Genomic DNA, 26,266 nt, shown 5'->3' with positions numbered 1-26,266 from the left:
CTCACCGGCAGATCGGGGAATACTCGGGTTGCCCGCTCGGCGTGGCGAGGCCGACAACGGTCGGCACCAGCGCCGTCAGCGACGGCAGCAGGGTGATGTTGAAATTGCACAGATAGGTGTTCAGGTACGCGCCTTCTTGGCTGACCCTGGCCAGCCCCTTCATCAGCGCGGGCAGGTTGAAGCCGAGGTAGGCGAAGTTCTCCTTGTTCTCCTCGAAATGGCGGGTGAAGCCGGGTTCGCGGTAGAGCATGGCGTTCAGCTCCGGTTCCACATCGCGGAGCAAGCCGGCCATCCGGTTGGTGACCAGCGCCGTCGAGTCCAGCGTTGCCAGCAGTTCGTCGCGGTGCGCGGCCAGCCCGCCGATGATGACGCGCGACTGGGTGATGAGTCCGCTCACCTCACCGCTGTGGCGCGCCAGGTCGCCGACCACCAGGTTCAGATTCCCGATCACCGCGCCGAGCACCTGGTCGGGTCCGGCCAGCGACTGTGCCAGTTCCGATACCTGCTCGATCAGCAGCACCAACGAGGTCTGATCACCTTGCAGCGCCTTGATCAACGCGCCGGTGACGTTGTCCACCTGGGCGGGATCGAGGCCACCGAACAACGGCTCGAAACCGTTGAGCAGCGCGGAGATATCGAAGGATGGTTCGGTGTGTTCCACCGGAATCTCGGCGCCTGCCGCCAGTGGCGTCCGAGCACCGAACTCGGCCAGCGCGAGACCGAGGTAGCGCTGCCCGATGACATTCTGGTAGGTGATCGAGGCTTTGGTATCGCCGTAGAGCACTTGATCGTCCTGCACCCGGAACCGCACCCTGGCCTGGATTCCGGCCAGTTCGATGCCGTCCACCCGCCCGACCCTGACCCCGGCCATCCGCACGTCATCGCCGACCCGCAAACCGCTGACATCGGTGAAAACCGCCGAATATTGCTCCGTCTGCCCGTTGATGTCTCGGTCGAGGGTCACGTAGGTCATCCAGATCAGCGCCATCGCGACCGTCACGAACAGACAGACCCCGATCAGCGGGCGGCGATAGCTCATCTCGTACCCCCCATGGGAAACGGACCGTCGGCCAGCAGCGGCACCAGCACGGATTCGGCACCGTTCTGGTTGCCGAGTAGTGCTCGCTCGATCAGTGCGGTGATCTCGGGCGGCAAACCGGCGGCGACCCCGGGGTCCGACGGGTGCGTCCGCGGGTCCATGACCGGCGGCAACTCCTCGATCGGCACCGAGGTGGGTGCCGTCGAGCAACTCGGGCCTGCCAGCTCGCCGTAGCGCGGGCAGTCGGCGCGGGTGTAGGGCGTGTGCGGGGTCAGCCGGAACTGGAACTTGCCGCGCCCGCGTGGGCTGTCGGCATTCCAGAACTCCTGGTACCACAGATCCGACAGCTTCCGGATACTCACCACGATCTGGCTGAAAGCCGGTGAGCCCTCGGCGAACACGTCGAGAACCGGACCCATGTTGTTCGTGATGTCGACGACCTGGTCGGTTCGGCGGTCCAGCGTGGTGCCGACCGTGCCGATCGTGGTGCCGCCCGCGGTGAGCAGCCCCGCCAGCTGGTCGTTCTGTTCGGCGAAGGTTCGCATCGGCAGCACTGAATGGTGCAGTGCGTCGAGCAGTTCGGGGGCCGCGGCGGTCAGGCCGCGGACCGACTCGGCGAGCATGGTCAGGGTGGGTGGGCCGCCGTCGGGGGTGAGCAGCGCGTCGAATTCCGCGGTGATGCGCTCGAGCCGAGCACCCGCGCCGACCAGATCTGTTCCGCGCCGGTCGGTCGCCTCGGCCACCGCGGCGAGCACACCCACCGTGCCTGCGGACCCGATCCGCGCTGTCGCGGCGATGATCTCGCGCAGCTTCGTCAGCGCGGTCTGCAGCTGCACCGTGGACAGGCTGGTGTCCTGCCGGATCTCGGAGTTCGCCGTGAGCGCGGGGCCTGGACCGTTGTCGACCAACTGCACCGACGAGACCGCGAACACATTGCTGGGGACCACCCGCGCCGTGACCGTGCGCGGAATACGTTCGGCGACAACCGGATCGAGCATCAGCCGAACCCGGTTCGCCGAACCCCCACCGGCCGGGGACACTCCGGCGACGATGCCGACCAGCATTCCACGGAACTTCACGTCGGAGCGGGTGGGCAGGCCGTCGCCGAGTTGTTCCAGAACCGCTGTCACCTCGACTTTCTCATCGAATCGCCCGGTCGACTTCAGCAACAGCAGGGTGAGCCCCAGCGTCACCACCACGATCACCACGACGCCGCGCAGGAGCAATATCCATCCGGCGGGCCCACGGCCGTCCTTCTCGAAGAGCACAGACATGAGCTCAGCCCCCCAGCCTGGCACTGGCGCCGATGCCCCAGAGCGCGATGGTGAGCAGCAGATTGACCACGATCATCAGCGAGATCGCCGCGCGCATCGCGCGCCCGGCGGCGATGCCGACGCCCTGGGGCCCACCCGCGGCGTAGTAGCCGTAATAGCACTGCACGGTCGAGGTGATGATCACGAAGAGAACAGCCTTGCCCAGCGAATACGCGATGTCCGGCCCGTTGAGTACCAGTTGGAAATAGTGCTGGTAGGTGCCCGCGGAAAGTCCGCCCGACAGCCCGACGACCGCCTCGACCGCCAGGTAGTTGGCGGCAAGGCAGACGAGATAGAGCGGGACCATCGCCACGATCGAGGCCAGCAATCTGGTGCTCACGAGGTAGGGCACCGAACGAATGGCCATCGATTCCATGGCGTCGATCTCCTCGGCGATCCCCATGGCTCCCAGCTGGGCGGTGAACCGGCAGCCGGCCTGCGCCGCGAACGCCAGCGAGGCCATGATCGGCGCCAGTTCCCTGGTCGAGGCGGTCGAGGCGATCAGGCCGATGGTCGGTTCCATCCCGAGCAGGTGCAGGGCGTTGTAGCCCTCCAAACCGACAATGGCCCCGCCTGCCGCGCCGAGCACGATGATCACCCCCGCGGTCCCACCGCCCACCACGATCGAGCCGTTGCCCCAGGTGATGTCGGACAGGATGCGCAGGAATTCGCCGCGATAGTGCCGCAGCATCACCGGGATCGAGTACAGCGCACGGAACAGGAAGGAGAACATGTGCCCGATGCGCATGATGGATATACCGGCATGCCGTGAGACCCGGATGATGGTGCGCGTGCCGCGCGGACGGTACGGGGTCGCCATCACAGTCCCTGTCGCGGGAACAGAATCATCGCCAGCTGGGTGAACACGACGTTCACCAGCATCAGCAACAGGATCGAGGAGACCACCGTCGAGTTGACGGAATTCGCGACGCCGGCGGGCCCACCTTCGGTGTGCAGGCCCTTCTCGCAGGCGACGACGGCGACGATCATTCCGTAGATCACGGCTTTGACCAGGGTCAACCACAGATCGCCCACGGTGGCGAACGAGGCGAACGTGGTGACGAAACTGCCCGGGGCACCGTTTTGCGCGAAGACGTTGAACAGGTAGCCGGCCAGGAATCCCACGAAGCACACCACACCGGTGAGCGAGATACCGACCAGCACGGCCGCCGCCACGCGCGGCACGACGAGGCGCCGCACGATCGAGACGCCCATGACTTCCATCGCGTCCAACTCGTCACGGATCTTGCGTGAGCCCAGGTCGGCACAGATCGCCGAGCCCACCGCGGACGCCATCAGCAGCGCGGCCACCATGGGCGCGCCCTGGCGGATCACCGCGAGCCCGCTGGCAGCACCGGCCAGCGAGGTCGCGCCGACCTGACCGGCCAGCAGGCCGAACTGGATGGACAGGGTCACCCCGATGGGCAGTGAGACGAAAATGGTCGGCAACACCGCCGCCGAGGACATGAACGCCGACTGCCGGACGAACTCCCCGAACGCGAAACGTCCGGTGACGATATCGGTGACGAGGTACTGGAGAGCGCGGACACCGAGAACGAATTGCCCACCCACCGTCGCCAGCGCGGCGCCCGGGTGACGCCTCAGGTAGCCGTGCCACCAAGCGACGATCGCCCGGGTCGCGGGCTCGGCCTGCGGGGTCCGGGCATCGCCGTCCGGGGTTTCCCGGGCCGCGGCTTCGCGGTGGATCGTCATCGCTGGTCTTTCGGGTCGATCGGGCCGCGCGACACAGCGCGGCGAGAAGGAGCGGACATTCGCTGCACCACTACCCGGAAACGTGCTTCTCCATTGTGGTCATCATTGATGGTTCACGTCAAGAGTCATGGCCAAGCCAGAAGAGAATGCCATTCTCACTGCGGCAAGCGTCGCCGCCAACGGTCAGCCTCCAGCGCCGAACCCACGCATGGGAATACGCGAATTACCAAGCATTGCCGCACTTTTCGACACGGCAGAGACAACTCCCGCCGGAACCAGTCGACGGCGGTGATCACAGGCCGAGTCGCCAAGGGACTCGGCGGCAGAACTATCGCCCTGAGGGAGGCACGAGGTCGCGCATCGTCTCCCGGAACGAGGGCGGAAGCAGGGCACCGGACCGGAAGGACTCGATCGGTGACCTCGCCTCGCCGGGGAACCCGGCGGCGGCCAGCGCGCACGACTTGAAGGCCTGCGCGGCCACACTCACCCGGTGACAGGACGCGCCCACCCGCGCTTCCAGTTCGTCCGGCAGGCCCTCACCCCAGATCGCGACCTCGGTCAAACCGTTGTCCAGGCAGTCGAGCACTCCGGCGCGCACCTCGCGTTCGGTCAGGTAACTCCGCACGGACACCGCGACAGCGGTGGGCCACAGGTCGTGCTTCGGATGCGCCAGCGACGGTCGCAGTTCCAGCACGGTGGCGCCGAGAATCTGCAGCGCGCCCACATTGTCGAGGTCGGAGACGAGAACGGTGACCTCCCACCCCGCCGCGGCACGGTCGAACAGCCAGCCACCTGCGTGCCGAACGACATCGGCGGCGTCGGGCCCCACGACCGCCAAACGGTGACGGAGCGGATGCCGGTGCGCGTGTTCGCGCCACCGGGTCGCGGAATCGACACCGCGACGACCGTGGTCAACGGATTCGACGGATCGTGTAGCCATATCTTCCATCCCCGTTATCGCATACGGAAAGCTGAAACGGTCGCCTTACGAGCGACCTGGCAGCGCCCGCCTGTTGTGACACAGCACTACCGGTCTCGCGGAACGCAACTGCTGCCCACAGTAATTCGATTCTCCCCGGCGCGATGGACATTCTCAGATTACGCCAAAAAGTGAGCCAGATCACATGACTCCAGCGGAAGTTTCGCCACTCCGGCGCCGCGCTTTCGGACCTTGTTCGCGGTACGGAAATATGCTTCTCTGTTTGGGAGAATGCTGGAATCATCCAGTTGATTCAACCTGCCGGAGATGGAGTTCGACGATGCGCACGATTCCGCCAGACCTGGTCCGTCACTACCGGGAACAGGGCTGGTGGACCTCGGAGACACTCGGCGACCTGCTGACGAGCGGACTCCGCACCGCCCCCGATGCCGCTTTCCGAGTGCACTCCTCGACGCGACCATGGTCGGGCACATTCGCCGACGTCGAACAGACCGCCCGCCGGCTCGCGGCAGGCCTGCACCGCCGTGGCGTCGAGCCCGGCGATGTCGTCGCCTTCCAGCTGCCGAACTGGATGGAAGCCGCGGCGACCTTCTGGGCCTCGGCGTTCCTCGGCGCCACCGTGGTGCCGGTGGTCCACTTCTACGGCAGGCGAGAACTGACCCACATTCTCGAGACCGTCCAACCCAAGGTCTTCGTCACCGCCGACCGGTTCGGCAGCCTGGATTTCCCCGCCGAGGTCTATCGCGACGTCCCCATCGTCGGCGTCGTCGGCCGCGACTTCGACGAGCTGCTCGACGACGAACCACTGCCCGGCACGTTGCCGGTGGAACCGGACCGCGCGGCGCTGATCGCGTTCACCTCCGGCACCACACGGGCCCCGAAGGGTGTCGTGCACAGCCATCACACCCTCGGACACGAGACGCGTCAGCTGGCCGGGATCTACCCCGCCGATCGCGGAGACCAGGTCACCGCCGCCCCGGTCGGACATTTCATCGGCATGATCAACGCCTTTCTGATCCCGGTGCTCGATGGACAGCCGATCAACCTGGTCGACGTGTGGGATCCGGCCGGCATCCTGCGCCTGATGAGGGCCGAGGGCCTCTCCGTCGGTGGCGGCGTTCCGTATTACGTCACCACCCTGCTCGACCATCCCGACTGGACCGACGCGCACCTGCCGTACCTGCGCTATGCCGGACTCGGGGGTGCCTCCGTGCCCGCCGCCCTCACCACCCGCCTGGCCGACACCGGTATCACCGTCTACCGCTCCTACGGCAGCACCGAGCATCCGTCGATCACCGGCTCTCGCCACACCGCCCCGCGGGACAAGCGTCTTTTCACCGATGGCGAGGCACTACCCGGCGTGCAGATCCGACTGGCCGAGGACGGCGAGATCCTGAGCCGCGGACCGGATCTGTGCCTGGGCTACACCGACCCCGAGCTCACCGCCGCGGCCTTCGACGCCGACGGCTGGTACCACACCGGCGACATCGGCGTCCTCGATGACGACGGCTACCTGACGATCACCGATCGCAAGTCGGACATGATCATCCGCGGTGGCGAGAACATCAGCGCGCTCGAGGTCGAGGAGATATTGCTGACGGTGCCGGGGGTGGCCGAAGCGGTCGCGGTCGCGGTGCCCGATCCACGCTTCGGCGAGCGAACCGCCGCGGTGCTGCGCCTGCTGCCCGGACATGCCGTACCCACGCTCGACGAACTGCGCGCGCACTTCACCACCGCGGGCATGGCCAAGCAGAAGTGGCCCGAACAGGTGCACGCCGTCGCCGATTTCCCGCGCACCGCCAGCGGCAAGATCCAGAAGTTCGTGGTGCGCGCCGACCTCGCCGCACGCACGGACAGCATTGCGATTACCCCTGAAAGAGAATACGATTCTCGCACAGTGACAAGGAGGATTTCATGACGAAGATCGAGCTGCCGTACCAGCTTTTCGATGCCGACAACCATCTCTACGAGACCAAGGAAGCGCTCACCAGGCATCTGCCCAAGGAGTACGCGGGAGCCATCCAGTACGTGGAGCTCAACGGCCGCACCAAGATCGCGGTGCTCGGCCAGATCAGCGAGTACATCCCCAATCCCACCTTCGACGTGGTGGCCCGCCCCGGAGCCATGGAGGACTACTTCAAGAACGGCAATCCCGAGGGCAAGAGCAAGCGCGAGATCTTCGGCAAGTCGATGAAGGCCATCGACGCCTTCCGCAACCCGCAAGCGCGTCTGCAGGCCATGGACGAGCTCCAGTTGGAACGCGCGCTGATGTTCCCGACGCTGGCCAGCCTGGTCGAGGAACGACTGCGTCACCATCCCGAGCTGATCCACGCGGTGGTCCACTCGCTGAATCAGTGGATGCTCGAGGAGTGGGGCCAGGACGGCAACTTCGTCCACTCCGACCGGATCTTCACCATTCCGGTGATCACCCTGCCGATCGTCGAGAAGGCGATCGAGGAACTGAACTGGGCGGTCGTGGAGCACGGCGCGAAGGCGATCCTGATCCGCCCCGCCCCGGTACCCGGATTCAAGGGGATGCGCTCGTTCGCGCTGCCCGAGTTCGATCCGTTCTGGAAGCGGGTCGTCGAACTCGATGTGCTGGTCACCATGCACTCTTCCGACAGCGGCTACTCGCGCTTCGATGCCGAGTGGGAAGGCAGCAGTCTGGAGATGCTGCCGTTCAAGACCAACGCCTTCGCCATGACGAACCAGTGGCGCCCCGTCACCGACGCGGTCGCCTCCTGGGTGTGCCACGGCGCGCTCAACCGCTTCCCGGATCTGAAGATCGCGGTCATCGAGAACGGCTCCGCCTGGCTGGAGCCCCTGCTGCAGCAGTTGACCGACGTCTACAAGAAGGCACCGGAGGGCTTCGGTTTCCGCAACCCGATCGAGGCCATCAAGCAGAGTCTCTACGTCAGCCCGTTCTGGGAGGAGGATCTGCAACGCCTCTCCGACGTCATCGGCGTCGATCATGTGCTGTTCGGTTCCGACTGGCCGCACCCGGAGGGTCTGGCCGAGCCCGCGCGCTACATCCACGAGATCAAGGACATGCCGCTGGCCAACCAGGCCAAGATCATGGGCGGCAACCTGGCGCGGCTGCTCAAGGTATGAACTGGGAATCCATCCCGCAGATGGTCCTGAGCGCGGCGGATCGCTTCGGTGATGCCGAAGCGGTCGTCGACGGCGATCTGCGGTTGAGCTTCACCGAACTCGCGGCCCGGATTCGCCGGGCCGCGGGGGCGTTCGCCGAGGCGGGCATCGACAGGGGTGACCGGGTCGCGCTGTGGGCGCCCAACTCCGCGGAGTGGATCATCGCGGCCTTCGGCCTGCTCACCGCGGGCGGCGTGCTGGTTCCGGTGAACACCCGGTTCAAGGCCGAGGAAGCCCGCGACATCATCGCCCGCAGTGGTGCCGCGGCGGTGGTCGTGGAGCAGGGCTTCCTCGGCACCGACTACACCGGCGTCACCGACGTACCGATGATCGACCTGAAGTCCGGTTTCCTCGACAGCGGGCAGCCGCTCGAACGCCGGGTCGCCGGCACCGACATCGCAGACATCGTCTTCACCTCGGGTACGACCGGGCGCCCCAAGGGCGTCATGATGAACCACCAGCAGACGCTGCGGCTGTACACGGAGTGGTGCGACCTGGCGGATCTGCGCGAGGGCGACCGCTATCTGATCGTCAATCCCTTTTTTCACATCTTCGGGTACAAGGCGGGGCTGGTGGCCTCGCTCATCCGCGGTGCGACCATCCTCCCGGTCGCGGTCTTCGATGCCGACGCGGTCATGGACATCGTGGAACGCGAGCGCGTGACGATGCTGCCGGGGCCACCCACGCTGTACCACTCGCTACTGGAGGCCAAGGGCACCCGGGATCTGTCCTCGCTGCGGGCGGCGGTCACCGGTTCCGCCGACATCCCGGTGGAACTGATCCGCCGAATCACCGAAGAGCTACCGTTCCAGTCGATCATGACCGGCTACGGCCTCTCGGAAGCGGGCACGGTCACCGCCTCGCGGCCCGGCGACAGTTTCGAACAGATCGCGACCACCGTGGGTAGCCCGTGCGCGGGGGTCGAGGTCAGCATCGCCGACGACGGCGAGGTGCTGGTCCGCGGCTACTCGGTCATGCTGGGCTATCTCGACGACCCCGACGCGACAGCCGCCGCGATCGGTCCCGACGGATGGCTGCGGACAGGCGATCTCGGCGAGCTGGACCCCGAAGGCAGGCTGCGCATCGTCGGACGCAAGAAGGACATGTTCATCGTCGGCGGATTCAACGCCTACCCGGCGGAGATCGAGGGCTTCCTGCTCGAACATCCCGCCGTGACCCAGGCCGCGGTCGTCGGCGTGCCGGACGAGCGACTCGGCCAGGTCGGCCGGGCGTACGTGGTGGTCAAGGCCGAAGTCACCGAGGCTGAACTCATCGAGTGGAGTCGTGCTCGGATGGCGGGATTCAAGGTGCCCCGATCGGTGCGCTTCCTTGACACCTTGCCGCTCAACGCGACCGGCAAGGTGATGAAAGACCAACTGCCCTGATCCATTCCGGCCCCGCGCCGTGCTCAGTCAGGGCGCGGCGAGATCGTGCGGCCGCCGCGCAGCACATGACAGACCGAGGAGTCCAGTGAAGACCGACGACCTGATACTCGTGAGCATCGACGACCACGTGGTCGAGCCACTCGACATGTTCGACCAGCACGTCCCGCGCAAGTGGGCCGACTACGCGCCCAAGGTGGTCGCCGACGAGAAGGGCGTCGACCACTGGATCTACCGCGACCGGCCGACCGGTGTCGCCGGACTCAACGCCGTGGTCACCTGGCCCGCGGAGGAATGGGGCCGTGACCCGGCCGGCTACGCGGAGATGCGCCCGGCGGTCTACAACGTGCACGAGCGCATCCGCGATATGAACGTCAACGGCGTGCTCGCGTCCATGTGCTTTCCCACCTTCACCGGCTTCAGCGCGGGGCATCTGAGCCGCGGCGGTCAGGACGAGATCACCGTCGCCATGATCGCGGCGTACAACGACTGGCACATCGAGGACTGGGCGGGTGCCTACCCCGGCCGCTTCATCCCGATCGGCATCCTGCCCATGTGGGATCCACAGCTGGCGGTGGCCGAGATCGAGCGGCTGGCCGCCCGCGGCTGCCACTCGGTGACCATGCCGGAACTGCCGCACATCGACGGACTGCCCAGCTATCACGACATCGACCACTGGGCCCCGGTTTTCCAGTCGCTGCAGGACAACGAGATGGTGATGAACCTGCACATCGGGCAGGGCTTCGGCGTGCTGCGGCTCGCGCCGAACGCGCCGATCGACAATCTCATGGTGCTCGCGCCGAGCATTTCGCTGATCGCGGCCCAGGACCTGTTGTGGGGACCGGCATTCCGGCGCTTCCCCGGATTGAAGGTCGCCTTGTCCGAGGGCGGTGTGGGATGGATCCCGTTCTTCCTCGACCGCTCGGACCGGCACTACACCAACCAGCGCTGGCTGCGCCGCGACTTCGGCGGCAAGCTGCCAAGCGAGGTCTTCCGGGAGCACGTGCTCGCGTGCTACGTGACCGACCGGACCTCGCTGAAACTGCGCCACGACATCGGCATCGACAACATCGCGTGGGAATGCGACTACCCGCACTCGGACTCGATCTGGCCCAATGCCCCCGAGTTCGTGCTCGAGGAACTCGAATCCGCGGGCGCCTCCGACGCCGACATCCACAAGATCACGTGGGAGAACGCCTGCAGGCACTTCGGCTGGGATCCGTTCCAGCAGATCCCCCGCGCGCAGGCGACGGTCGGCGCGCTCCGTGCCACCGCCACCGACGTGGACATCTCCACCCGATCCAGGGCCGACTACGCGGCCGCTTACACCCGATAGGAAGTCTGATCGACGATGACAGCTCGACTCATGGTTTTCGCCACCCCGCACGACGGGATGGACGAGGAATACAACCGCTGGTACACCGATGTGCACATCCCGGAGGTCCTCACCATCCCCGGGGTGGTGTCGTGCGAACGGCACCGGCTCGAACGCGGCGGACCGGACGAACTGCAGTACCTGGCCGTGTTCGACCTCGACGATGACCCGGCAACCATCCTCGCCGAGCTGCGCGCACGGTCGATGGACGGCCGCATGACGATGTCGACGGCGTCGGACCCCGCGCGAACCAGAGTCACTGTGTGGAGTTCCCTCTGACGCACGACACAGAGCCCGGTACCTGATCAGGTACCGGGCTCTCGCACGTGCTCAGCGGCCGGGGCCCTCGAGGATGGTGATCGCGGAGACGGAGGTCGGCCCACCCAGATTGTGCGCCAAACCGATCCGCGCGCCGTCGACCTGATTCACCGCGGTGCCGCGCAACTGCTCGAACAGCTCGACGCACTGGGCGATGCCGGTGGCCCCCGGCGGATGCCCCTTGGTCTTGAGGCCACCACTGGGATTGACCGGCAGCGCACCCCCGACCGCGGTCGCCCCGGTCTCGAGGAGCTTGTAGCCCTCGAATCGTTCGGCGAACCCGAGATCCTCATAGCTCATCAGCTCGATGCCGGTGAAGTAGTCGTGTACCTCGGCCACGTCGATGTCGCCAGGGCCGAGACCTGCCATCGTGAAAGCGCGCCGCGCCGCCCGCACGGTCGCCGGGAAGGTGGTCAGATCCGGCCGGTGCTGGAGCATGACCGAGTCCAGTCCCAGCCCGACCCCGCGCACCCAGACCGGGGCGTCGGTGTAGCGGTCCACCACTTCCTCGGCGGCGAGCACCAGTGCGGCGGCCCCGTCGCTCTGGGGTGCGCAGTCGTACACCCGGAACGGGTCGGCGACCATCGGGGCTTGCAGCGCTTGTTCCATGGTGATCTCGAAAGGCAACCGCACCTTCGGATTTCGCGCACCGTGCCGATGGTTCTTCACCGCCACCATCGCCAGGTGCTCCCGCGTGGCGTGCGACTCGTGCAGGTAGCGGTTCACGTGCAGTGCGTAACCGGCGGGCGCGAACAGGCCGAGCTCGTAGTCCCAGGCTCGGTGCCTGGTCATCGACTCCCATTCGCGCAGCATGTCCTTCTGGGCGGTCTCGCGCAGTTTGTCCGCACCGATCACCAACGCCACATCCACCGCACCGGAAGCGATGGCGTACAACGCATTACGTACCGCGTCGTTGCCGGTGGCACAGGAATTCTCGATGTGGGTGACCGGCAACTCGGCAAGCCCCAGCGATTCCGCGAGTATCCCGGACCCGTCGGTGGTCCGGAGCGCGCCGAACCACGCCGCGTCGATGTCGGCCACCCGCAGCCCCTTGTCGACCGAGGCGGCGCATTCGGCGAAGGCCATCGGCAGCAGGTCACCGATGCCCAAGGCGAAGTGTTCGGCGAAGGGGGTCATCCCCGCGCCGACGACAGCGACTCTTCTCATGGCAATTCCCTTTCCTGCCGGGCGCGAACGGTCTCGGGTTCGAACGCGTATCCGTAGTCCGGGACGCCCGAGCGGGTCGCCATCCGGCGCAACACCATTCGGCCGCGCACGCCGATGCCCACGGTTCCGGCATCACCACCGGTCACCTTGGCCAGCGCACGCACCCCGACCTCGTCGAGTTCGACGATGACCAGCGAGTACGGGCACTCGAGGCCGGCCACCGGCATGCGCACGGTGGTCTCGGCATAGACGGTTCCGGTGCGCGGCAACGGCACCAGGGTGTAGTCGGTGGCCAGTGTTCCGTCCTCGCCGAGCCGGTAGCGCGGAGGGAAGTCCAGCGTGTCGCTGCCGTCGAAGCGACCCGCTTCCCAGCGCACCTTGGCCTCGAATGCCCGCTCGTAGGCGGCCAGCGAGATCGGTCGATCGGTCGCGGGTTCGACGACACCGTCGAGCGGCGGGCGCGCCGACGGCTCGTTGCGCCGCAGCGACACCGGTCCCGACACGACAGCGACACCCGACAGGCCGGCCTGCTCCACACCCACCAGCAGCCCGGCGGCGGCCGATTCGGCCATGGCGGCCAGCGCGAACAGCGCCGAGGACGCCCCCGTGGTCGGCAGCCGTGGCGGCGCCTGGCACAACGCGACAGCTTGCTTGTGGTCCACCCCCGCCACCGCGACCGGGGTGTCGAGCCAGGCCGCCGACAGCGACGCAACCACCCCCCGCTCACGCAGCAGGCGGGGATCTCCATAGTCGTTGACCCCGTTGGCGTTTCGCGTGCGCACCGGCAGGCTGCGCGCCACCCTCGCTGTGGTACGGATCTGCGCACCACCGTGGTCGGAGATCCAGGCGGCCGCGGCGCCCGCGGGCTCGACGTCCACGCCGATCACCAGGGTGCGTGGGCGGGCCGAACTCAGCGCGTCCAGCGTGGCGGGGGCACCGCCGAGGCGCTCGATCACTTCGAGTTCGGGGTCGAGGCCGAGCCCGGCGAGCAGGACCGCGGTGTTGCTGCTCTCCACCAGGGGCAGATCGCGGCTGACCACCACCACCCGCTCCACCGTCTCGCCCTCGGCGAGCGCGGAACGACCTGCCGCCACCGCGAGGGTGACCGCGTCCTCGTCGCCGCCGACGACCCGCCGGTGCTGGTCTCCCCAGCACGGCAGATACGTCCCTATCGATGCGACATGCGGCATGTGCGCTCCTTCCGGACGCTCAGGTGACCGCACCGGCGGTCTTGAGCGTGATGATCTGATCCCAGTCGAGTCCGAGCTCGAGCAGGATCTCTTCGGTCTGTGCGGCGAACTCCGGTCCCGGCCGCACCCGCGGCGGTTCGACGTCGAACTGCACCGGGCTGGCGACCAGCTCGAGCTCGCCCGCGGGCAGCACGTAGTCGTTCGCTCTGATCTGCGCGTCGGAGAGCAGCTGCAGCGAATCCTGCACCGGCGCCCATGGACCGGCCAGTGTCGCGAATCGCTGCGTCCACTCGGCCAGCGTGCGTCCACCGATCACCCCGCGCAGGATCGCCACCGCCGCCGCGGTGTGTTCGGCGATCGAGGCCGCATCGCGAAATCGAGGGTCCTGCGCCAGTTCCGGACGGTCGATATGGCGGCACACATCAGCCCAGAACTTGGCGGGCTGCAGCATCACGAACGACAGGTACCGGTCGTCGGAGGTGGCGTAGAGGCCCGACAGCGGATTCGTCGGCGCGCCGTGCACGCCCGATGGGGGCGCCACCATCGGCTGCTGCTGATGTGCCGACAGCGCGATGGTGTGGCCCAGTGCCCACAGCCCGCTGCCGAGCAGTGACACGTCGACGACCGAGGTTTCCCCGGTGCGTTCCCGTTTCAGCAGCGCGGCGGCGATACCACCCGCCAGATTGGTGCCGGAGATGGTGTCGCCGAACGCCGGACCGGGCGGCGGGATCAACCCCTCCACCCCGGCCGGGGTGATGCTCGCGGCGATCCCCGCCCGGCACCAGAAGGCGGTCATGTCGTAACCGCCGCGCCCGGACTCGGCACCGCGTGGACCGAGTGCGCTACCGCGGGCGTAGACGATGCCGGGATTGACCGCACGGATGTCATCGACGTCGATGCCGAACTTGGCCCGAGCCGACGGCAGGAAGCTGGTGAGGAACACGTCCGCGTCACGGGCAAGCGACTGGACCACCTCGCGTCCCTCCGGCACCGACATGTCGATGCCGATACTGCGCTTGCCCCGGTTCGCGTGCTCCACATTCGGATTCGGGTCGCCCTCGACGGTGAAGTTGCCGACCCGGCGCAACCCGCGCTGCGGATCTCCCCCACTCGCGTGTTCCACCTTCACCACGTCGGCACCCCAGTCCGACAGCACCGCACCGGCCGAGGGCACGAATCCGTACATCGCGACCTCGAGCACCTTGATGCCCGCCAACGGCCCGCTCACGCGACGACTTCCGCGAGGGTTTTGCGCTCGAGGAACTCCTCGAACCCGTCCTTGCCCATCTCCCGGCCGATCCCCGATTGCTTGTACCCGCCGAACGGAGCATCCGGGTGGAAGTAGTTGCCGCCGTTGATGCTGAAGGTTCCGGTGCGCACCCGACGCGCCACGGCCTTGGCCCGATCCGCGTCGGCGCTGAACACAGCACCGGACAGCCCGTAGATCGAGTTGTTGGCGATGCGGACCGCGTCATCGTCATCGGTGTAGGAAATGAGCGCCAGGACCGGACCGAACACTTCCTCCTGCGCGATCTCGCTGTCGGGGTCGACATTCGCGAGCAGCGTGGGGGCATAGAAGAAGCCGGGGTCGAGCTTGTGTCCACCCGTGACCAGGGTGGCGCCGGCGGCGACCGCGCGCTGCACCATGGCGTCCACCTTGTCGCGTTGCTTTTCGCTGATGAGCGGTCCCATATAGGTTTTCGGGTCGTTCGGGTCACCGTGGCGGACGTGGGCGAGGTTCCCCGCGACCAGTTCGGCGACCTGATCGTGGGCCTGCGCGGGGACAAGCAGCCGGGTGGTGAGCGCACAGCCCTGTCCGGCGTGGGTGACGACGCTGAACGCCGCGAACATCGCCGCCGTGGTGTAGTCCGCGTCGTCGAGCAGGATCATCGCCGACTTGCCGCCCAGTTCGAGGAACACCTTCTTGAGGGTGGCGCTGGCGGCGGCCATGATCTCGCGGCCCACCGGCGTCGACCCGGTGAAGGTGACCACGTCCACGTCGGGATGGGTGGTCATCCGCTTGCCCACCTCGATATCGGAGGACGCCAGTACGTTCACCACGCCGGCCGGGATCTCGGTGTGGTTCGCGATGATCTCGCCCAGCGCCAGCGTGGACAGCGGAGTGTCGGGCGCGCCCTTGAGGACCACGGTGCAGCCTGCCGCCAGTGCGGGCGCCAGCTTGGCCAGCGCGAGCTGGTGCGGATAGTTGTAGGCGGCGATCGCGGCGACCACACCGGCCGCTTCCTTCTCGACCCATCGGTGGTGCTGCTGGCCCCGGATCTCCACGTTGCCGAGATCCTCGGTCCACGCGTAGTCATCGAGCATGTCGGCGTAGTAGCGAACGATCTCGAACGGCGTCTCGAGCTGGTTGCCCTGGGTGAGCGCCCGCGTGGCACCCACTTCGGCGATGGTCAGCGCGCGCAGGTCCTCGACATTGTCGCGCAGTGCGCGATACAGCTGCTTCAGGCAGCGGGCACGGAACCGTGGGTTGGTCGCCCAGGTGGTTCGGTCGAACGCGCGGCGCGCGGCGGCAACGGCCTCGTCCACGTCGGCGACGCCGGCTTCCGGCGCGTAGCCGTACACCTCACCGGTCGCCGGATCGAGCGAAGCGAGCGTGCGCCCGGTCTCCCGGAGTTGCCCGTCGACAAGCAATCGACGTGTCACCGTCTCCGCCACTTCCTGCGTTGACATCCCGCCTCCTCGCTGGGGAGTGCCTCCCCATGGAAATACAATTCTCTTGCGGTGAGAATGGTACTGCCGCAGAGTGGATCGCGGCAAGGATCCACCGAGATGGCCCGATCGGGCCCGATTTCCGAACGCGCCTGACACACGTCGGATCCTGTTCGGCTCTTGCGAACCACGACTTCCCGAGAGTACGGTTCTCGCATTCGGAAGGGAGATTCTTGTGTTCCGCATTACACCGGTAGCGAAGGCCGGAACGGAGGGCCGCGCGTGAAGACGGCGGTAGTCACCGGAGGCGCATCCGGCATCGGGCTCGGGATCGCCGAACGCCTACGCAGCGGCGGATTCCATGTCGCCACCCTGGATCTCGCCCCGCCCGAGGACGACGACTTCGCCTATCGCGCCGACGTCACCGACCCGATCCAGATCGCGGCGGCCCTCGATGCGGTCCGGGCGAAACTCGGGCCGATCACGATCCTGGTGAACTCCGCCGGGCTCGACGGCTTCCAGCGGTTCAAGAAGATGTCGTTCGAGCAGTGGCAGCGGGTCATCGACGTGAACCTGCACGGCGTCTTCCACACGATCCAGGCCGTGCTGCCCGACATGCTCGACGCGGGCTGGGGCCGCATCGTCAACATCTCCTCGTCGAGCACGCATTCGGGCCAGCCGTTCATGGCGCACTATGTCGCGGCCAAGTCGGCTGTCAACGGACTCACCAAAGCGCTTGCGCTGGAGCTCGGCCCGTCCGGCATCACCGTGAACGCGGTGCCCCCCGGTTTCATCGACACCCCGATGCTGCGCAAGAACGAACAGGCAGGCCGGCTCGGCGGGACGGTCGAGGACCACATCCAGCGCACGCCCGTGCGCCGGATCGGCACCCCGGCCGATATCGCCGCCATGTGCGCCTTCCTGATCTCCGACGAAGCCGCCTACATCACCGGACAGATCTTCGGTGTCAACGGCGGCCGCAACACATGAGCACCGATCACCTTGAACGAGAGGAAGACCCGTGGGACGCGTAGAGGGCAAGGTCGCCTTCGTCACCGGAGCGGCACGCGGCCAAGGCCGCAGTCACGCTGTCCGGCTGGCCGAAGAAGGCGCCGACATCATCGCTGTGGACATCTGCCGCGATATCGAGACCATCGGCTACGCGCTGTCGCGGCCCGAGGACCTCGAAGAGACGGCACGGCTGGTCGAGAAGACAGGGCGTCGCATCGTGGCCGAGCAGGCCGACGTGCGCGACGTGGCCCAGCTGCGGGCGGTCCTGGACCGGGGTGTGGCCGAATTCGGTCGCCTCGATGTCGTCATCGCCCAGGCCGGCATCGCCGGGATGAAGGGCACGCCGCAGTGGCAGGCGTGGTCGGACGTGATCGACACCAACCTGATCGGCGTCATCAACACCATCCAGGTGTCACTGCCGCACCTGAAGGCGGGCGCGTCCATCATCGCCACCGGTTCGGTCGCGGCGCTGATGGACATCGCCAAGGTGGATCAGCCGGGCCGCGACCCCGGCGGCGTGGCCTACGTGGTGGCCAAGCGCGGCCTGTCCGAGTATGTGCACCACCTGGCCTTGCACATCGCGCCACAAAAGATCCGCGCCAACGTGATCCACCCGACCAACTGCGACACTCCGATGCTGCAGAGCGAGCCGATGTACCGATCGTTTCGCCCCGACCTCGAGCATCCGACCCGCGCCGACGCCGAGCCGGTGTTCGGTGTCCAGCAGGCCATGCCGATCCCCTTCATCGACCCCCGTGACATCAGCGAGGCCGTGCTGTTCCTGTCCTCCGACGAGTCGCGCTTCATCACCGGAACGCAGCTGCGCGTCGACGGCGGCGGCTATCTGAAGTGGCACGAATACCACATCTGAGAGGAATCACTGTGAAGGTCCACGTCGATCAGCAGCGCTGCCAGGGGCACACATTGTGCGCCATGATCGCGCCGCAGTCGTTCGAACTCAGTGACATCGACGGCCACTCCTCGCCGCTGGGCGAGGCCGTGCCGTCGGATCAGCAGGAACAGGTGCGCGAGGCCGTGCACTCGTGCCCCGAGCGCGCGATCACCCTGGCGGAATAGAGGTACATGACATGACCGTCGACGACCTCGGCCACGACGCCGAGCGTAAACAGCCCACGTTCCACTTCGACCGATACGCACCGGAGTATCGCGAAGAGTTCTCCGAGATCACCGAGACGATGCAGCGCGAGTGCCCGCTCGCCTGGACCGACACCTACGACGGCCACTGGGTCGCCGCGGGCAATCGCGAGGTCTTCGAACTCGCCCGCTGCCCGCACGTGTCCAACGACCACGACACCCAGGGCGTCCGCAAGGGCTACCGCGGTATCTCGATCCCACCCGCGCCGCGCGCCAGGGGTATTCGCGGCGGCATCCTCGAAATGGACGAGCCCGAGCATCGGGAGTTGCGTTCGGTGCTCAACCCCTATCTGTCCCCCGCCGCCGTCAAGCGGTGGGTGCCGTTCGTGGACGAGGTCGTGCGGGCCGCGATCGACGAGCACATCGAGAGCGGGCGTATCGATTTCGTCGACGACCTGGCCAATGTCGTGCCCGCCGTGCTCACCCTCGGCATGCTCGGCATTCCGCTGGCCAAGTGGACCATCTACAACGAGCCGGTGCACGCGGCGGTGTACACCCCACCGGATTCCCCGGACTACCCGCGTGTCGCGGAAATGCACCGGACACTGGGCATCGACCTGCTCACCAATATGGCCGAGATCCGGGCCACCCCACGTCCCGGCCTGATCCATGCGGTGCTCGGTGCCACGCTCAACGGTGAGCCGCTGCCGGACATGGAGAGCCTGGGCATGCTCAGTCTGCTCATCGGTGGCGGGTTCGACACGACCACCGCGCTCACCGCCCATGCGCTGGAATGGCTCTCGGAGAATCCGACCGAGCGCGAGATGCTCAGCCGCGAACGCGATGTGCTGCTCGACCCGGCGACCGAGGAATTCCTTCGCTACTACACGCCGGCACCGGGCGACGGGCGCACCGTCGCAGCCGACTGTGACGTGGCGGGCGCGTCGTTCAAGGAAGGCGATCGACTGTGGCTGTCGTGGGCGATGGCCAACCGCGACCCCGCCGTGTTCGAGGACCCCGAGAAAGTTGTGCTCGATCGGAAAGGCAACCGGCACTACAGTTTCGGGCTCGGCGTTCACCGTTGCATCGGCTCCAATGTGGCGCGCGTGGTGTTCAAGCGGATGCTCGTCGCGGTACTCGACCGGATGCCCGACTACCAGGCTGTCGCGGCGGAGACCGTCCACTACGACACCATCGCGGTGATCCAGGGCATGCGGCATCTGCCTGCCACGTTCACGCCAGGCAAGCGGCTGGGGCCCGGCCTGGACGAGACGCTGGCGAAGTTGCAGAAGGTCGTCGACGAACAGCGGCTCGCCGAGCCGGTGACAGTCAATCGCGCCAGCGCGCAAATCTGACCATCCCGCTCGCGCGGCGAAGACGAAGGAGGCGCCCGTGGCGGCGGACAGCACCGGAGAACGCGGGAAAGCCACGGCCGCACCCGCGTCCGGGCGGCCCCTACCCCTGCTCGGCTTGGACACCGAATTCTTCTGGACCGCGGGAGCCGATGGCGTCCTGCGGATCCAGGAGTGCCTCGGCTGCGCCGCGCTGGTGCATCCCCCGCAGCCACTGTGCCGCTACTGTCGCGGTCACGAGCTCGGCGTCCGCGCGGTGTCCGGCCTCGCGACGCTCATCGGCTTCACCGTGAACCACCGATTCGCCGTCCCCGGCCTCGATCCGCCATATGTGGTGGCCACCGTCGCGCTGACCGAGGATCCGCGGGTCCGGTTGACCACCAACATCATCGAGGCCGACCCGGACACACTCGAGCTCGGGATGCGGGTCGAGGTGGTCTTCCACCAGGACGGCGATGTGTGGCTGCCCCTGTTCCGGCCGGTCGCCGACCAGCCGGAACCGGCCGAGCTGCCCACCGACGAGATCGCGCCCGACACCTTCGCCCAGCGCGTGCGGCCGATGCTGCGCGGCAACAAGTTCGAGGACGAGGTCGCGCTCACCGGCATCGGGATGTCGCAGATCGGCCGCCGACTCATGGTGCCCGCCCTGTCACTGACCGTGGCGGCCTGCGAGCGCGCGGTGGCCGACGCCGGACTCACCTTCGACGATATCGACGGCCTGTCGTCCTATCCCGGTGGCGGCAATCTCGGCGGTTTCGCCGAGGGCGGCGTGACGGCGCTCGAGGCCGCCCTCGGCATCCGGCCGACCTGGCACAACGGCGGAATCGAAACCTTCGGCCCCGGCGGCGCCGTGATCGCCGCCATGACCGCGGTGGCCGCCGGGCTGGCCCGACACGTCCTGTGCTTTCGCACGGTGTGGGAATCCACCTTCAGCGAGCTGATGAAAGCGGGCCGGATCAGCCCCACCGGTGGGCGGACCACCAGTTGGCTGACTCCGTTCGGCGCCACCTCGGCGGCGCACACCCTCGCGCAGAAGGCGCAGCGGCACTTTCACGAGTACGGCACCACCAGGGAGACGCTCGGCTGGATCGCGCTGAACCAGCGCGCCAACGCCGCACTCGACCCCAGCGCGGTCTATCGCGATCCGATGACCATGGACGACTATCTGAACGCGCGCCCCGTCACCAGCCCGTTCGGGCTCTACGACTGCGACGTGCCGTGTGACGGCGCGGTCGCCGTCATCGTGTCCGCCGCCGACACGGTCGCCGACCTGCCGAGCACGCCGGTGTTCGTCGAAGCGGTCGGCACCCAGATCCTCGAGCGCATCGAATGGGACCAGAGCACACTCACCCACGAACCGCAGGTCCTCGGCCCGGCCGCGCATCTGTGGACCCGCACCGATCTGCGTCCACGCGACGTGGACGTGGCCGAACTCTACGACGGTTTCACCTTCAACTGCCTGTCCTGGATCGAGGCTCTCGGATTCTGCGGAATCGGTGAGGCCAAGGACTTTCTCGACGGCGGCAAGAACATCGCCCGCGACGGGCTGATCCCGGTGAACACCCACGGCGGACAGCTCTCCCACGGCCGCACCCATGGCATGGGACTGATCCACGAAGCGGTGACGCAATTGCGCGGGGAGGCCGGGCCGCGACAGGTGGCCGGTGCCAGGGTCGCGGTGGTTTCCAGCGGCGGGCTCACCCCCGGCGGCGCGATGCTGCTGCGCACCGAATCGTGATGGCCAGAAAGCGAGACACCGTGACGCTCATCCATTCCGAACTCCGCGACGTCGATGACGATGCCCCGGAGGCCGTGGTCACCGAGGTCGGCGGGGTCCCCGTCTCCGGGCTGCTGGCCGAGACACCGTCGCCGCGCGCGGTGCTCGTCGCGCTGCACGGCGGCTCGACCACCTCGGCGTACTTCGACTGCCCCGGCCATCCGGAGCTGTCGCTGGTCCGCCTGGCGCACCGGCTCGGCTACACGGTGCTCGCACCGGACCGACCCGGGTACGGCAGCTCGGCACCGTATGCCGATCGTCTCGTTCCGGCGGATGTTCGCGTTGACCTGATGTTCGAGGCGATCAGCGCGTTCCTGCGTGACCGCCCGCGCGGCGCCGGCGTCTTCCTCACCGCCCACTCGGCGGGGTCCGAACTCGCGATGCGGATGGCGGGCGATCCGCGGTTCGCCGACCTGCTCGGCGTGGAACTGGCCGGTACCGGCTGTCGTTACCACCCGGACGGCGCGGGCATCCTGCGCACCGTCGGCCCCGACAGCCCACGACCGCCCGGCGTCGGTGACCTCATCTGGAATCCGGCGCGACTCTATCCGTCGGGCACCCACCGTGGCGCGTCGATCGCGGTGCCTGCCCCGCCGTCCGAAACCGAGGCCGTCGCCGATTGGGGTTCGAAGGTCTTTCCCGAGCTGGCGGCCGGGATTCGGGTGCCGGTGCGCTTCACCGCGGGCGATCACGAGCGGGTCTGGTGCAACGACGCGGCGGCGCTGGCGGAGGTGGGGGCGATGTTCACGGCCGCACCTCGCGTCGTGCTCAACAGCCAGCCCAATACCGCACACAACATCAGCGTGGGCCATACCGCCATTGCCTATCACCTGGGCATGCTCGCCTTCGCCGAGGAGTGCATAGTAGCCGCAGAATACGGTGAATTTACCGGTCCCACTACACAATTCGACGGCGGCTCAGTGTCGCCAGGGAAGTGAATGCCATGGACGCGACCGATGTCGCACTGTTGCTGCTGCGAGTAGTCCTCGGCGGCACCATGATCGCGCACGGAGTCAACCATTGGCTCGGTGGCGGCGGAATAGTCGGCACCGCCGGCTGGTTCACCGGACTCGGCCTGCGCAACGGCCTGCTGCAGGCGTGGCTGAGTGTGATCACCGAGATCGGGGCAGGCGCACTGCTGGTCCTCGGCCTGTGCACGCCGCTGGGTGCCGGCGCGGTGGTGGGCGTGATGCTCGTCGCCGGGCTGCTCGCGCACCGCACGCACGGATTCTTCGTGTTCAAGGAGGGCTACGAGTACGTCCTCGTGCTCGCGGTCGCCGCGGTCGCCCTCGGCATTCTCGGCCCCGGCCGGATCTCGCTCGATCACGCCCTCGACATCACGGTCACCGGGTGGGTGGGCGGCGCGGTCGCCCTCGGACTGGGGATCGCCTCCACAGCCGCTCTGCTCGCGGCCTTCTATCGCCCGGCGACACACACCACTGGACAGGAGGCGCACTGATGCGCGTCGGATTCATCGGATTGGGCAGTCAGGGCGGGCCGATGGCCCGCCGCATCATCGACGCCGGGTTCACGACCACGCTGTGGGCGCGCCGGGCTGCCACGCTCGAGCCTTACGCCGATACCGCGGCAGGTACCGCGCACTCCCCGGCCGAGCTGGCCGCGGTCAGCGACCTGGTGTGTGTCTGCGTGGTCGGCGACGCCGATGTCCGCGAGGTCGTGACCGGCGACAAGGGGGTACTCGCCGCGATGGCACCCGGAACGGTGCTGTCCATCCACTCGACGGTGCACCCGAACACCTGCCGGGAGCTGGCGGAAATCGCCGCACCCCTCGGCATCTCGGTGCTGGACGCACCGGTGAGCGGTGGTGGGCCCGCGGCCGCCGATGGCAGGTTGTTGGTGATGGTCGGCGGTGCGGTCGAAGCGGTCGAGGCTGCCAGGCCGGTCTTCGCGACCTACGCCGATCCGATCGTGCATCTGGGCGAGGTGGGTGCCGGACAGTTCGCCAAGCTGCTGAACAACCTGCTCTTCACCGCGAATCTGGCTACCGCGCACGGGACTTTGCGTCTCGGCGCCGAACTCGGCGTCGACCCTGGACGGCTCGGGGAAGTCATCACCCACGGAACCGCCCACAGTTTCGCGTTGGGCCGAGTCGTCGCCGCGGGCGGCACCCTCGACGCGCTGGCCGCCCACGCCGGCGACCTGCTGCGCAAAGATATCGGCTTGATCGCCGAGCTGGCCGACGCGGCGGGCGCCGCACCGGGCATCGAACTCGGTGCCGCCGACGCCGCGCTGACACTGATGAAGCGCGAGCGCGCGACACTGCCGAGCCGGTAGGAGTCGACATGCGCGTGGGATTCATCGGTGCCGGGCGGATGGGCCGCCCGATGGTCGCACGACTGGTCGAGGCCGGACACACGGTGTGCGCCCTCGCCCGCACGGACCGGGCGCGCGAGGAGTTGGCGGCGATCGGTGCCATCACCACGACCTCGGTGATCGAGTTGGCGTGGGCCTCGGAGGTGGTGCTCGTCTGCGTGTTCACCGACGAGCAGGTTCGTGAGATATGTCTGGACGGACCACTTCTCGCGGAACTGCCGCGCGGTGCGCTGATCGTCGTCCACACCACCGGCAGCCCCGCCACTGCCGCTGTCGTCGCCGCCACGGCGCACGAGTGGGGTATCGGCGTGGTCGATGCCCCGGTCAGCGGCGGCCCGCACGATATCGCCGCGGGCACGCTGACCGTCTTCCTCGGTGGCGCCGACCCCGATGTCGCCACTGCCAGGGCAGTGGTGCGCGCGTATGCCGATCCGGTGCTGCACGTCGGAGCACTCGGGGCCGGGCAGCGCGTCAAACTGGTGAACAACATCTTGTTCGCGGCACAGATCGGCTTGGTCGCCGAGGCAGTGCGCCTGGGCGCGCAGCTCGGCCTGCCCGAGCCCGCTCTGCTCGCCGCGCTCCCCCATGCCAGCAGTGGCGGGCGGGCGATCGCGAGCGTCGCGTCCCGCGGATCGGTCGATGAATTCCGTTCCACCGTCGGTGAATTCCTGCGCAAGGACATCGCGGTAGCGCACGATCTCGTCGCGGCACTCGGTGCGGACCTCGGCTTGCTGGGACCGGCGATCCGGGCAGGGGTCGCGCCGAGTGCACCCGAGGCTCCGACCGCGTAGTCGCCGAACCGCTCAGAACATCACCGCCTGGCGATCAACCCACTCAGCCTACGAACGGATCGGGCCGGGTGGATCACGCTGCGCTACAGCATGATCCACCCGGCCCTTGGTGGTGATCGCTCACTCGACGACGATCGCACTCTCCGGACAGGCGGAGACGGCATCGGCCACCGCGTCCTCCAGATGTTCGGGCACCGCGCCCGCGACAGCTTCGGCGTATCCGCTGTCGGTCAGGGTGAAGACTTCCGGGCACAACCCCAGACAGGCACCGTGGCCACGGCAGCGATCCGCGTCGACAGTCACCTTCATCGGGCGTCCTCGACCACGTCCACTTCCAGATGCAAGGACATGAGCCCCCGGAGGATGTAGGTGGGCAGATACTGATATTCGCGCGCATCCACCGGTCCGTGCACGCTCTCATCGATCCGCAGGTCGGTGGTGCGATCCAGCAGTCGCTCGATGGCGATCCTGGCCTCCGCGCGAGCCAGCGGCGCGCCGGGGCAGGTGTGCACCCCCCGCCCGAACGCGATGTGCTGGCGGGCATTCGACCGCGCCGGATCGAAGGTCGAGGGGTCATCGAAGCGACGCGGGTCACGGTTGGCGGCTCCGTTGACGACCATGAGCACCGTCCCCACCGGCACGTCGGTGCCACCGACCGTCGTGGTCGACTTCGCGAGCCGGAAGTCGCCCTTGATCGGGCTCTCCATCCGCAACGCCTCCTCGATGAAATTGTGGATGCGGCTCTTGTCCTCGCGCAGGTGCGCCTGGATGTCAGGGCGTTCGGCGATCAATTTCATTGCCGCACTCAGCAATCGGACCGTGGTCTCCTGGCCGGCCGAGAAGACGTTGGCGGCCACCCGCACGACATCGAGGACCTCCGGCTGAGAACCATCCGGGAACGTCGCGGTGGCCAGGCTGGTGAGCACGTCGTTGCGCGGGTTACGTCGGCGATCCTCGATATAGGCCGAGAACCTGCCGTACAGGAACTCGATCGGGTTGTGGGACATGCCCTCCCCCTCGGTGCTGCCGACACTGCCACCTTCACGATGGGGGTCGCGCTGTAGCGCGTGCAGGAACTCCTCCTGGTCGTCGGCGGGCACACCGAGCAGATCCGCGATCACGTACAGCGTGAAGGGACCGGCGAACTCCCGCATGTAGTCACCGCCGTTGGCCAGGTAGTGATCGAGCATGCGGTCGGCCATCGACCACATCGCCTCCTCGTTCTCCTTGAGCCGCTTCGGGGTGATCAGCCGCATGAGCAGCGCCCGGTGCTCGGAGTGCATCGGCGGATCCATCGTCGGCAGCTGATCGCTCATCGGGAGACTGTCGCGATGTTCGGCGATCAGCGCGGCGACATCGCTGTTCTCGTCCAGCGGGACAGGGAACCCGGGAAACGGACCCGTGACAGCGTTGCAGGAGGAGAACCGTTCGACGTCGTTGTAGACCTCGAGCGCCTCGTCGTAGCCGGTCACCATCATCACTTCGTGATGGGGCTCCCGCATCACCGGGCACTGCTCCCGCAGCGAATCGAAGTAGGGGTAGGGATCTGTGACCAATTCCTGTCCGAGGAAGAAGTCCAGATCCTGGAAGTTTTGCACCACGCGACGGTCCCTTCGAGATTCCGGCCGACGCCACCCAGAGGCTGTCAG

25 protein-coding genes are annotated in these 26,266 nt (G+C 67.5%); 14 read left to right on the top strand and 11 right to left on the bottom strand.

All coding sequences use genetic code 11. The features are described 5' to 3' along the window. Position 1: 1 nt before the first annotated feature. The 5 genes from ACLJPD_RS15785 to ACLJPD_RS15765 all read right to left on the bottom strand — a co-directional run bounded on the left by ACLJPD_RS15785 (position 2) and on the right by ACLJPD_RS15765 (position 5,005). Positions 2-1,039, bottom strand: a complete 1,038-nt coding sequence (locus ACLJPD_RS15785; protein WP_410872870.1) for an MCE family protein — start codon at positions 1,037-1,039, stop codon at positions 2-4. After that, on the bottom strand, positions 1,036-2,313 hold the full coding sequence (locus ACLJPD_RS15780) for an MlaD family protein (protein WP_410872869.1): 1,278 nt from the start codon (positions 2,311-2,313) through the stop codon (positions 1,036-1,038). Before ACLJPD_RS15780 ends, ACLJPD_RS15785 begins: the two co-directional genes overlap by 4 nt. Positions 2,314-2,317: 4 nt before the next feature. After that, complete coding sequence (locus tag ACLJPD_RS15775) at positions 2,318-3,172, bottom strand: ABC transporter permease (RefSeq protein WP_410872868.1); 855 nt, start codon at positions 3,170-3,172, stop codon at positions 2,318-2,320. Further along, positions 3,172-4,065 carry an MlaE family ABC transporter permease gene (locus ACLJPD_RS15770; RefSeq protein ID WP_410872867.1) on the bottom strand — a complete coding sequence of 298 codons (894 nt, stop codon included), beginning with the start codon at positions 4,063-4,065 and terminating at the stop codon, positions 3,172-3,174. The genes ACLJPD_RS15775 and ACLJPD_RS15770 overlap by 1 nt, the downstream gene beginning before the upstream one ends. Positions 4,066-4,393: 328 nt before the next feature. Further along, the gene (locus ACLJPD_RS15765; protein WP_410872866.1) at positions 4,394-5,005 is read right to left on the bottom strand and encodes a hypothetical protein; all 612 of its coding nucleotides are present in this window, start codon (positions 5,003-5,005) and stop codon (positions 4,394-4,396) included. A 319-nt stretch (positions 5,006-5,324) separates the two neighbouring features. Here ACLJPD_RS15765 and ACLJPD_RS15760 point away from each other — a divergent pair, with 319 nt between their 5' ends. From ACLJPD_RS15760 to ACLJPD_RS15740, 5 genes are all read left to right on the top strand, one after another. Then, positions 5,325-6,923, top strand: coding sequence for an AMP-binding protein (locus ACLJPD_RS15760; RefSeq protein ID WP_410872865.1), 1,599 nt, complete (start codon positions 5,325-5,327; stop codon positions 6,921-6,923). Continuing rightward, entirely contained in the window at positions 6,920-8,116 is a 1,197-nt protein-coding gene (locus ACLJPD_RS15755) for an amidohydrolase family protein (protein WP_410872864.1), read from the top strand. The genes ACLJPD_RS15760 and ACLJPD_RS15755 overlap by 4 nt, the downstream gene beginning before the upstream one ends. After that, positions 8,113-9,540 carry a FadD3 family acyl-CoA ligase gene (locus tag ACLJPD_RS15750; protein ID WP_410872863.1) on the top strand — a complete coding sequence of 476 codons (1,428 nt, stop codon included), beginning with the start codon at positions 8,113-8,115 and terminating at the stop codon, positions 9,538-9,540. Before ACLJPD_RS15755 ends, ACLJPD_RS15750 begins: the two co-directional genes overlap by 4 nt. An 85-nt stretch (positions 9,541-9,625) precedes the next feature. Beyond that, entirely contained in the window at positions 9,626-10,873 is a 1,248-nt protein-coding gene (locus ACLJPD_RS15745; RefSeq protein WP_410872862.1) for an amidohydrolase family protein, read from the top strand. A 15-nt stretch (positions 10,874-10,888) separates the two neighbouring features. Further along, positions 10,889-11,191, top strand: coding sequence for a hypothetical protein (locus ACLJPD_RS15740; RefSeq protein ID WP_410872861.1), 303 nt, complete (start codon positions 10,889-10,891; stop codon positions 11,189-11,191). A gap of 51 nt (positions 11,192-11,242) precedes the next feature. On the opposite strand, the gene ACLJPD_RS15735 is transcribed toward ACLJPD_RS15740, so the two are convergent. The 4 genes from ACLJPD_RS15735 to ACLJPD_RS15720 are packed head-to-tail and all read right to left on the bottom strand — an operon-like array spanning position 11,243 to position 16,278. Beyond that, a complete protein-coding gene (locus tag ACLJPD_RS15735; RefSeq protein ID WP_410872860.1) occupies positions 11,243-12,397 on the bottom strand; it encodes a thiolase C-terminal domain-containing protein in 1,155 nt (384 codons plus the stop codon). Beyond that, the gene (locus ACLJPD_RS15730) at positions 12,394-13,587 is read right to left on the bottom strand and encodes an OB-fold domain-containing protein (protein WP_410872859.1); all 1,194 of its coding nucleotides are present in this window, start codon (positions 13,585-13,587) and stop codon (positions 12,394-12,396) included. Before ACLJPD_RS15730 ends, ACLJPD_RS15735 begins: the two co-directional genes overlap by 4 nt. A gap of 19 nt (positions 13,588-13,606) precedes the next feature. Continuing rightward, complete coding sequence (locus ACLJPD_RS15725; protein WP_410872858.1) at positions 13,607-14,815, bottom strand: CaiB/BaiF CoA transferase family protein; 1,209 nt, start codon at positions 14,813-14,815, stop codon at positions 13,607-13,609. Beyond that, positions 14,812-16,278 (bottom strand): aldehyde dehydrogenase family protein, encoded by a 1,467-nt coding sequence (locus ACLJPD_RS15720; RefSeq protein ID WP_410872857.1) that lies wholly within the window; start codon positions 16,276-16,278, stop codon positions 14,812-14,814. The genes ACLJPD_RS15725 and ACLJPD_RS15720 overlap by 4 nt, the downstream gene beginning before the upstream one ends. A gap of 261 nt (positions 16,279-16,539) precedes the next feature. Between ACLJPD_RS15720 and ACLJPD_RS15715 the strand changes: the two genes are divergently transcribed. Genes ACLJPD_RS15715 through ACLJPD_RS15675 form a run of 9 tightly spaced genes read left to right on the top strand, consistent with a single transcriptional unit; the run spans position 16,540 to position 24,617 of the window. Further along, the gene (locus ACLJPD_RS15715; RefSeq protein WP_410872856.1) at positions 16,540-17,247 is read left to right on the top strand and encodes an SDR family NAD(P)-dependent oxidoreductase; all 708 of its coding nucleotides are present in this window, start codon (positions 16,540-16,542) and stop codon (positions 17,245-17,247) included. A 31-nt stretch (positions 17,248-17,278) separates the two neighbouring features. Then, positions 17,279-18,139 (top strand): mycofactocin-coupled SDR family oxidoreductase, encoded by an 861-nt coding sequence (locus ACLJPD_RS15710; protein ID WP_410872855.1) that lies wholly within the window; start codon positions 17,279-17,281, stop codon positions 18,137-18,139. An 11-nt stretch (positions 18,140-18,150) separates the two neighbouring features. Continuing rightward, entirely contained in the window at positions 18,151-18,345 is a 195-nt protein-coding gene (locus tag ACLJPD_RS15705) for a ferredoxin (RefSeq protein WP_410872854.1), read from the top strand. An 11-nt stretch (positions 18,346-18,356) separates the two neighbouring features. After that, positions 18,357-19,718, top strand: a complete 1,362-nt coding sequence (locus tag ACLJPD_RS15700) for a cytochrome P450 (protein WP_410872853.1) — start codon at positions 18,357-18,359, stop codon at positions 19,716-19,718. 37 nt (positions 19,719-19,755) lie between these two features. Continuing rightward, positions 19,756-21,453, top strand: a complete 1,698-nt coding sequence (locus ACLJPD_RS15695; RefSeq protein ID WP_410872852.1) for a thiolase C-terminal domain-containing protein — start codon at positions 19,756-19,758, stop codon at positions 21,451-21,453. Continuing rightward, complete coding sequence (locus tag ACLJPD_RS15690; RefSeq protein ID WP_410872851.1) at positions 21,453-22,430, top strand: alpha/beta hydrolase; 978 nt, start codon at positions 21,453-21,455, stop codon at positions 22,428-22,430. The genes ACLJPD_RS15695 and ACLJPD_RS15690 overlap by 1 nt, the downstream gene beginning before the upstream one ends. Before the next feature lie 5 nt (positions 22,431-22,435). Further along, on the top strand, positions 22,436-22,951 hold the full coding sequence (locus ACLJPD_RS15685) for a DoxX family protein (RefSeq protein ID WP_410872850.1): 516 nt from the start codon (positions 22,436-22,438) through the stop codon (positions 22,949-22,951). After that, positions 22,951-23,787 (top strand): NAD(P)-dependent oxidoreductase, encoded by an 837-nt coding sequence (locus ACLJPD_RS15680; protein WP_410872849.1) that lies wholly within the window; start codon positions 22,951-22,953, stop codon positions 23,785-23,787. The genes ACLJPD_RS15685 and ACLJPD_RS15680 overlap by 1 nt, the downstream gene beginning before the upstream one ends. Before the next feature lie 8 nt (positions 23,788-23,795). Then, positions 23,796-24,617 carry an NAD(P)-dependent oxidoreductase gene (locus ACLJPD_RS15675; RefSeq protein ID WP_410872848.1) on the top strand — a complete coding sequence of 274 codons (822 nt, stop codon included), beginning with the start codon at positions 23,796-23,798 and terminating at the stop codon, positions 24,615-24,617. A 120-nt stretch (positions 24,618-24,737) separates the two neighbouring features. Here the strand turns inward: ACLJPD_RS15675 and ACLJPD_RS15670 are convergent, their stop codons facing one another. Together ACLJPD_RS15670 and ACLJPD_RS15665 are read right to left on the bottom strand one after the other, a co-directional pair. Next, positions 24,738-24,926, bottom strand: coding sequence for a ferredoxin (locus ACLJPD_RS15670; protein WP_410872847.1), 189 nt, complete (start codon positions 24,924-24,926; stop codon positions 24,738-24,740). Continuing rightward, on the bottom strand, positions 24,923-26,218 hold the full coding sequence (locus ACLJPD_RS15665; protein ID WP_410872846.1) for a cytochrome P450: 1,296 nt from the start codon (positions 26,216-26,218) through the stop codon (positions 24,923-24,925). The genes ACLJPD_RS15670 and ACLJPD_RS15665 overlap by 4 nt, the downstream gene beginning before the upstream one ends. Between the last annotated feature and the right edge of the window lie 48 nt (positions 26,219-26,266).

The sequence above is a fragment of the Nocardia sp. A7 genome (assembly GCF_046549215.1).
In the GTDB taxonomy this organism is placed as follows: Bacteria; Actinomycetota; Actinomycetes; order Mycobacteriales; family Mycobacteriaceae; genus Nocardia.
The sequence above is the reverse complement of the archived record's forward strand: the minus strand, read 5'-3'. Positions and strand labels throughout refer to the sequence as shown.

What these genes read in the sequence shown, in the direction of transcription:
- ACLJPD_RS15670 (WP_410872847.1), bottom strand. Translation starts at nt 24,926, where the DNA reads ATGAAGGTGACTGTCGACGCGGATCGCTGCCGTGGCCACGGTGCCTGT.
- ACLJPD_RS15690 (WP_410872851.1), top strand. Translation starts at nt 21,453, where the DNA reads ATGGCCAGAAAGCGAGACACCGTGACGCTCATCCATTCCGAACTCCGC.
- ACLJPD_RS15675 (WP_410872848.1), top strand. Translation starts at nt 23,796, where the DNA reads ATGCGCGTGGGATTCATCGGTGCCGGGCGGATGGGCCGCCCGATGGTC.
- ACLJPD_RS15755 (WP_410872864.1), top strand. Translation starts at nt 6,920, where the DNA reads ATGACGAAGATCGAGCTGCCGTACCAGCTTTTCGATGCCGACAACCAT.
- ACLJPD_RS15720 (WP_410872857.1), bottom strand. Translation starts at nt 16,278, where the DNA reads ATGTCAACGCAGGAAGTGGCGGAGACGGTGACACGTCGATTGCTTGTC.
- ACLJPD_RS15735 (WP_410872860.1), bottom strand. Translation starts at nt 12,397, where the DNA reads ATGAGAAGAGTCGCTGTCGTCGGCGCGGGGATGACCCCCTTCGCCGAA.
- ACLJPD_RS15685 (WP_410872850.1), top strand. Translation starts at nt 22,436, where the DNA reads ATGGACGCGACCGATGTCGCACTGTTGCTGCTGCGAGTAGTCCTCGGC.
- ACLJPD_RS15765 (WP_410872866.1), bottom strand. Translation starts at nt 5,005, where the DNA reads ATGGCTACACGATCCGTCGAATCCGTTGACCACGGTCGTCGCGGTGTC.
- ACLJPD_RS15740 (WP_410872861.1), top strand. Translation starts at nt 10,889, where the DNA reads ATGACAGCTCGACTCATGGTTTTCGCCACCCCGCACGACGGGATGGAC.
- ACLJPD_RS15770 (WP_410872867.1), bottom strand. Translation starts at nt 4,065, where the DNA reads ATGACGATCCACCGCGAAGCCGCGGCCCGGGAAACCCCGGACGGCGAT.
- ACLJPD_RS15775 (WP_410872868.1), bottom strand. Translation starts at nt 3,172, where the DNA reads ATGGCGACCCCGTACCGTCCGCGCGGCACGCGCACCATCATCCGGGTC.
- ACLJPD_RS15730 (WP_410872859.1), bottom strand. Translation starts at nt 13,587, where the DNA reads ATGCCGCATGTCGCATCGATAGGGACGTATCTGCCGTGCTGGGGAGAC.
- ACLJPD_RS15750 (WP_410872863.1), top strand. Translation starts at nt 8,113, where the DNA reads ATGAACTGGGAATCCATCCCGCAGATGGTCCTGAGCGCGGCGGATCGC.
- ACLJPD_RS15785 (WP_410872870.1), bottom strand. Translation starts at nt 1,039, where the DNA reads ATGAGCTATCGCCGCCCGCTGATCGGGGTCTGTCTGTTCGTGACGGTC.
- ACLJPD_RS15780 (WP_410872869.1), bottom strand. Translation starts at nt 2,313, where the DNA reads ATGTCTGTGCTCTTCGAGAAGGACGGCCGTGGGCCCGCCGGATGGATA.
- ACLJPD_RS15760 (WP_410872865.1), top strand. Translation starts at nt 5,325, where the DNA reads ATGCGCACGATTCCGCCAGACCTGGTCCGTCACTACCGGGAACAGGGC.
- ACLJPD_RS15700 (WP_410872853.1), top strand. Translation starts at nt 18,357, where the DNA reads ATGACCGTCGACGACCTCGGCCACGACGCCGAGCGTAAACAGCCCACG.
- ACLJPD_RS15680 (WP_410872849.1), top strand. Translation starts at nt 22,951, where the DNA reads ATGCGCGTCGGATTCATCGGATTGGGCAGTCAGGGCGGGCCGATGGCC.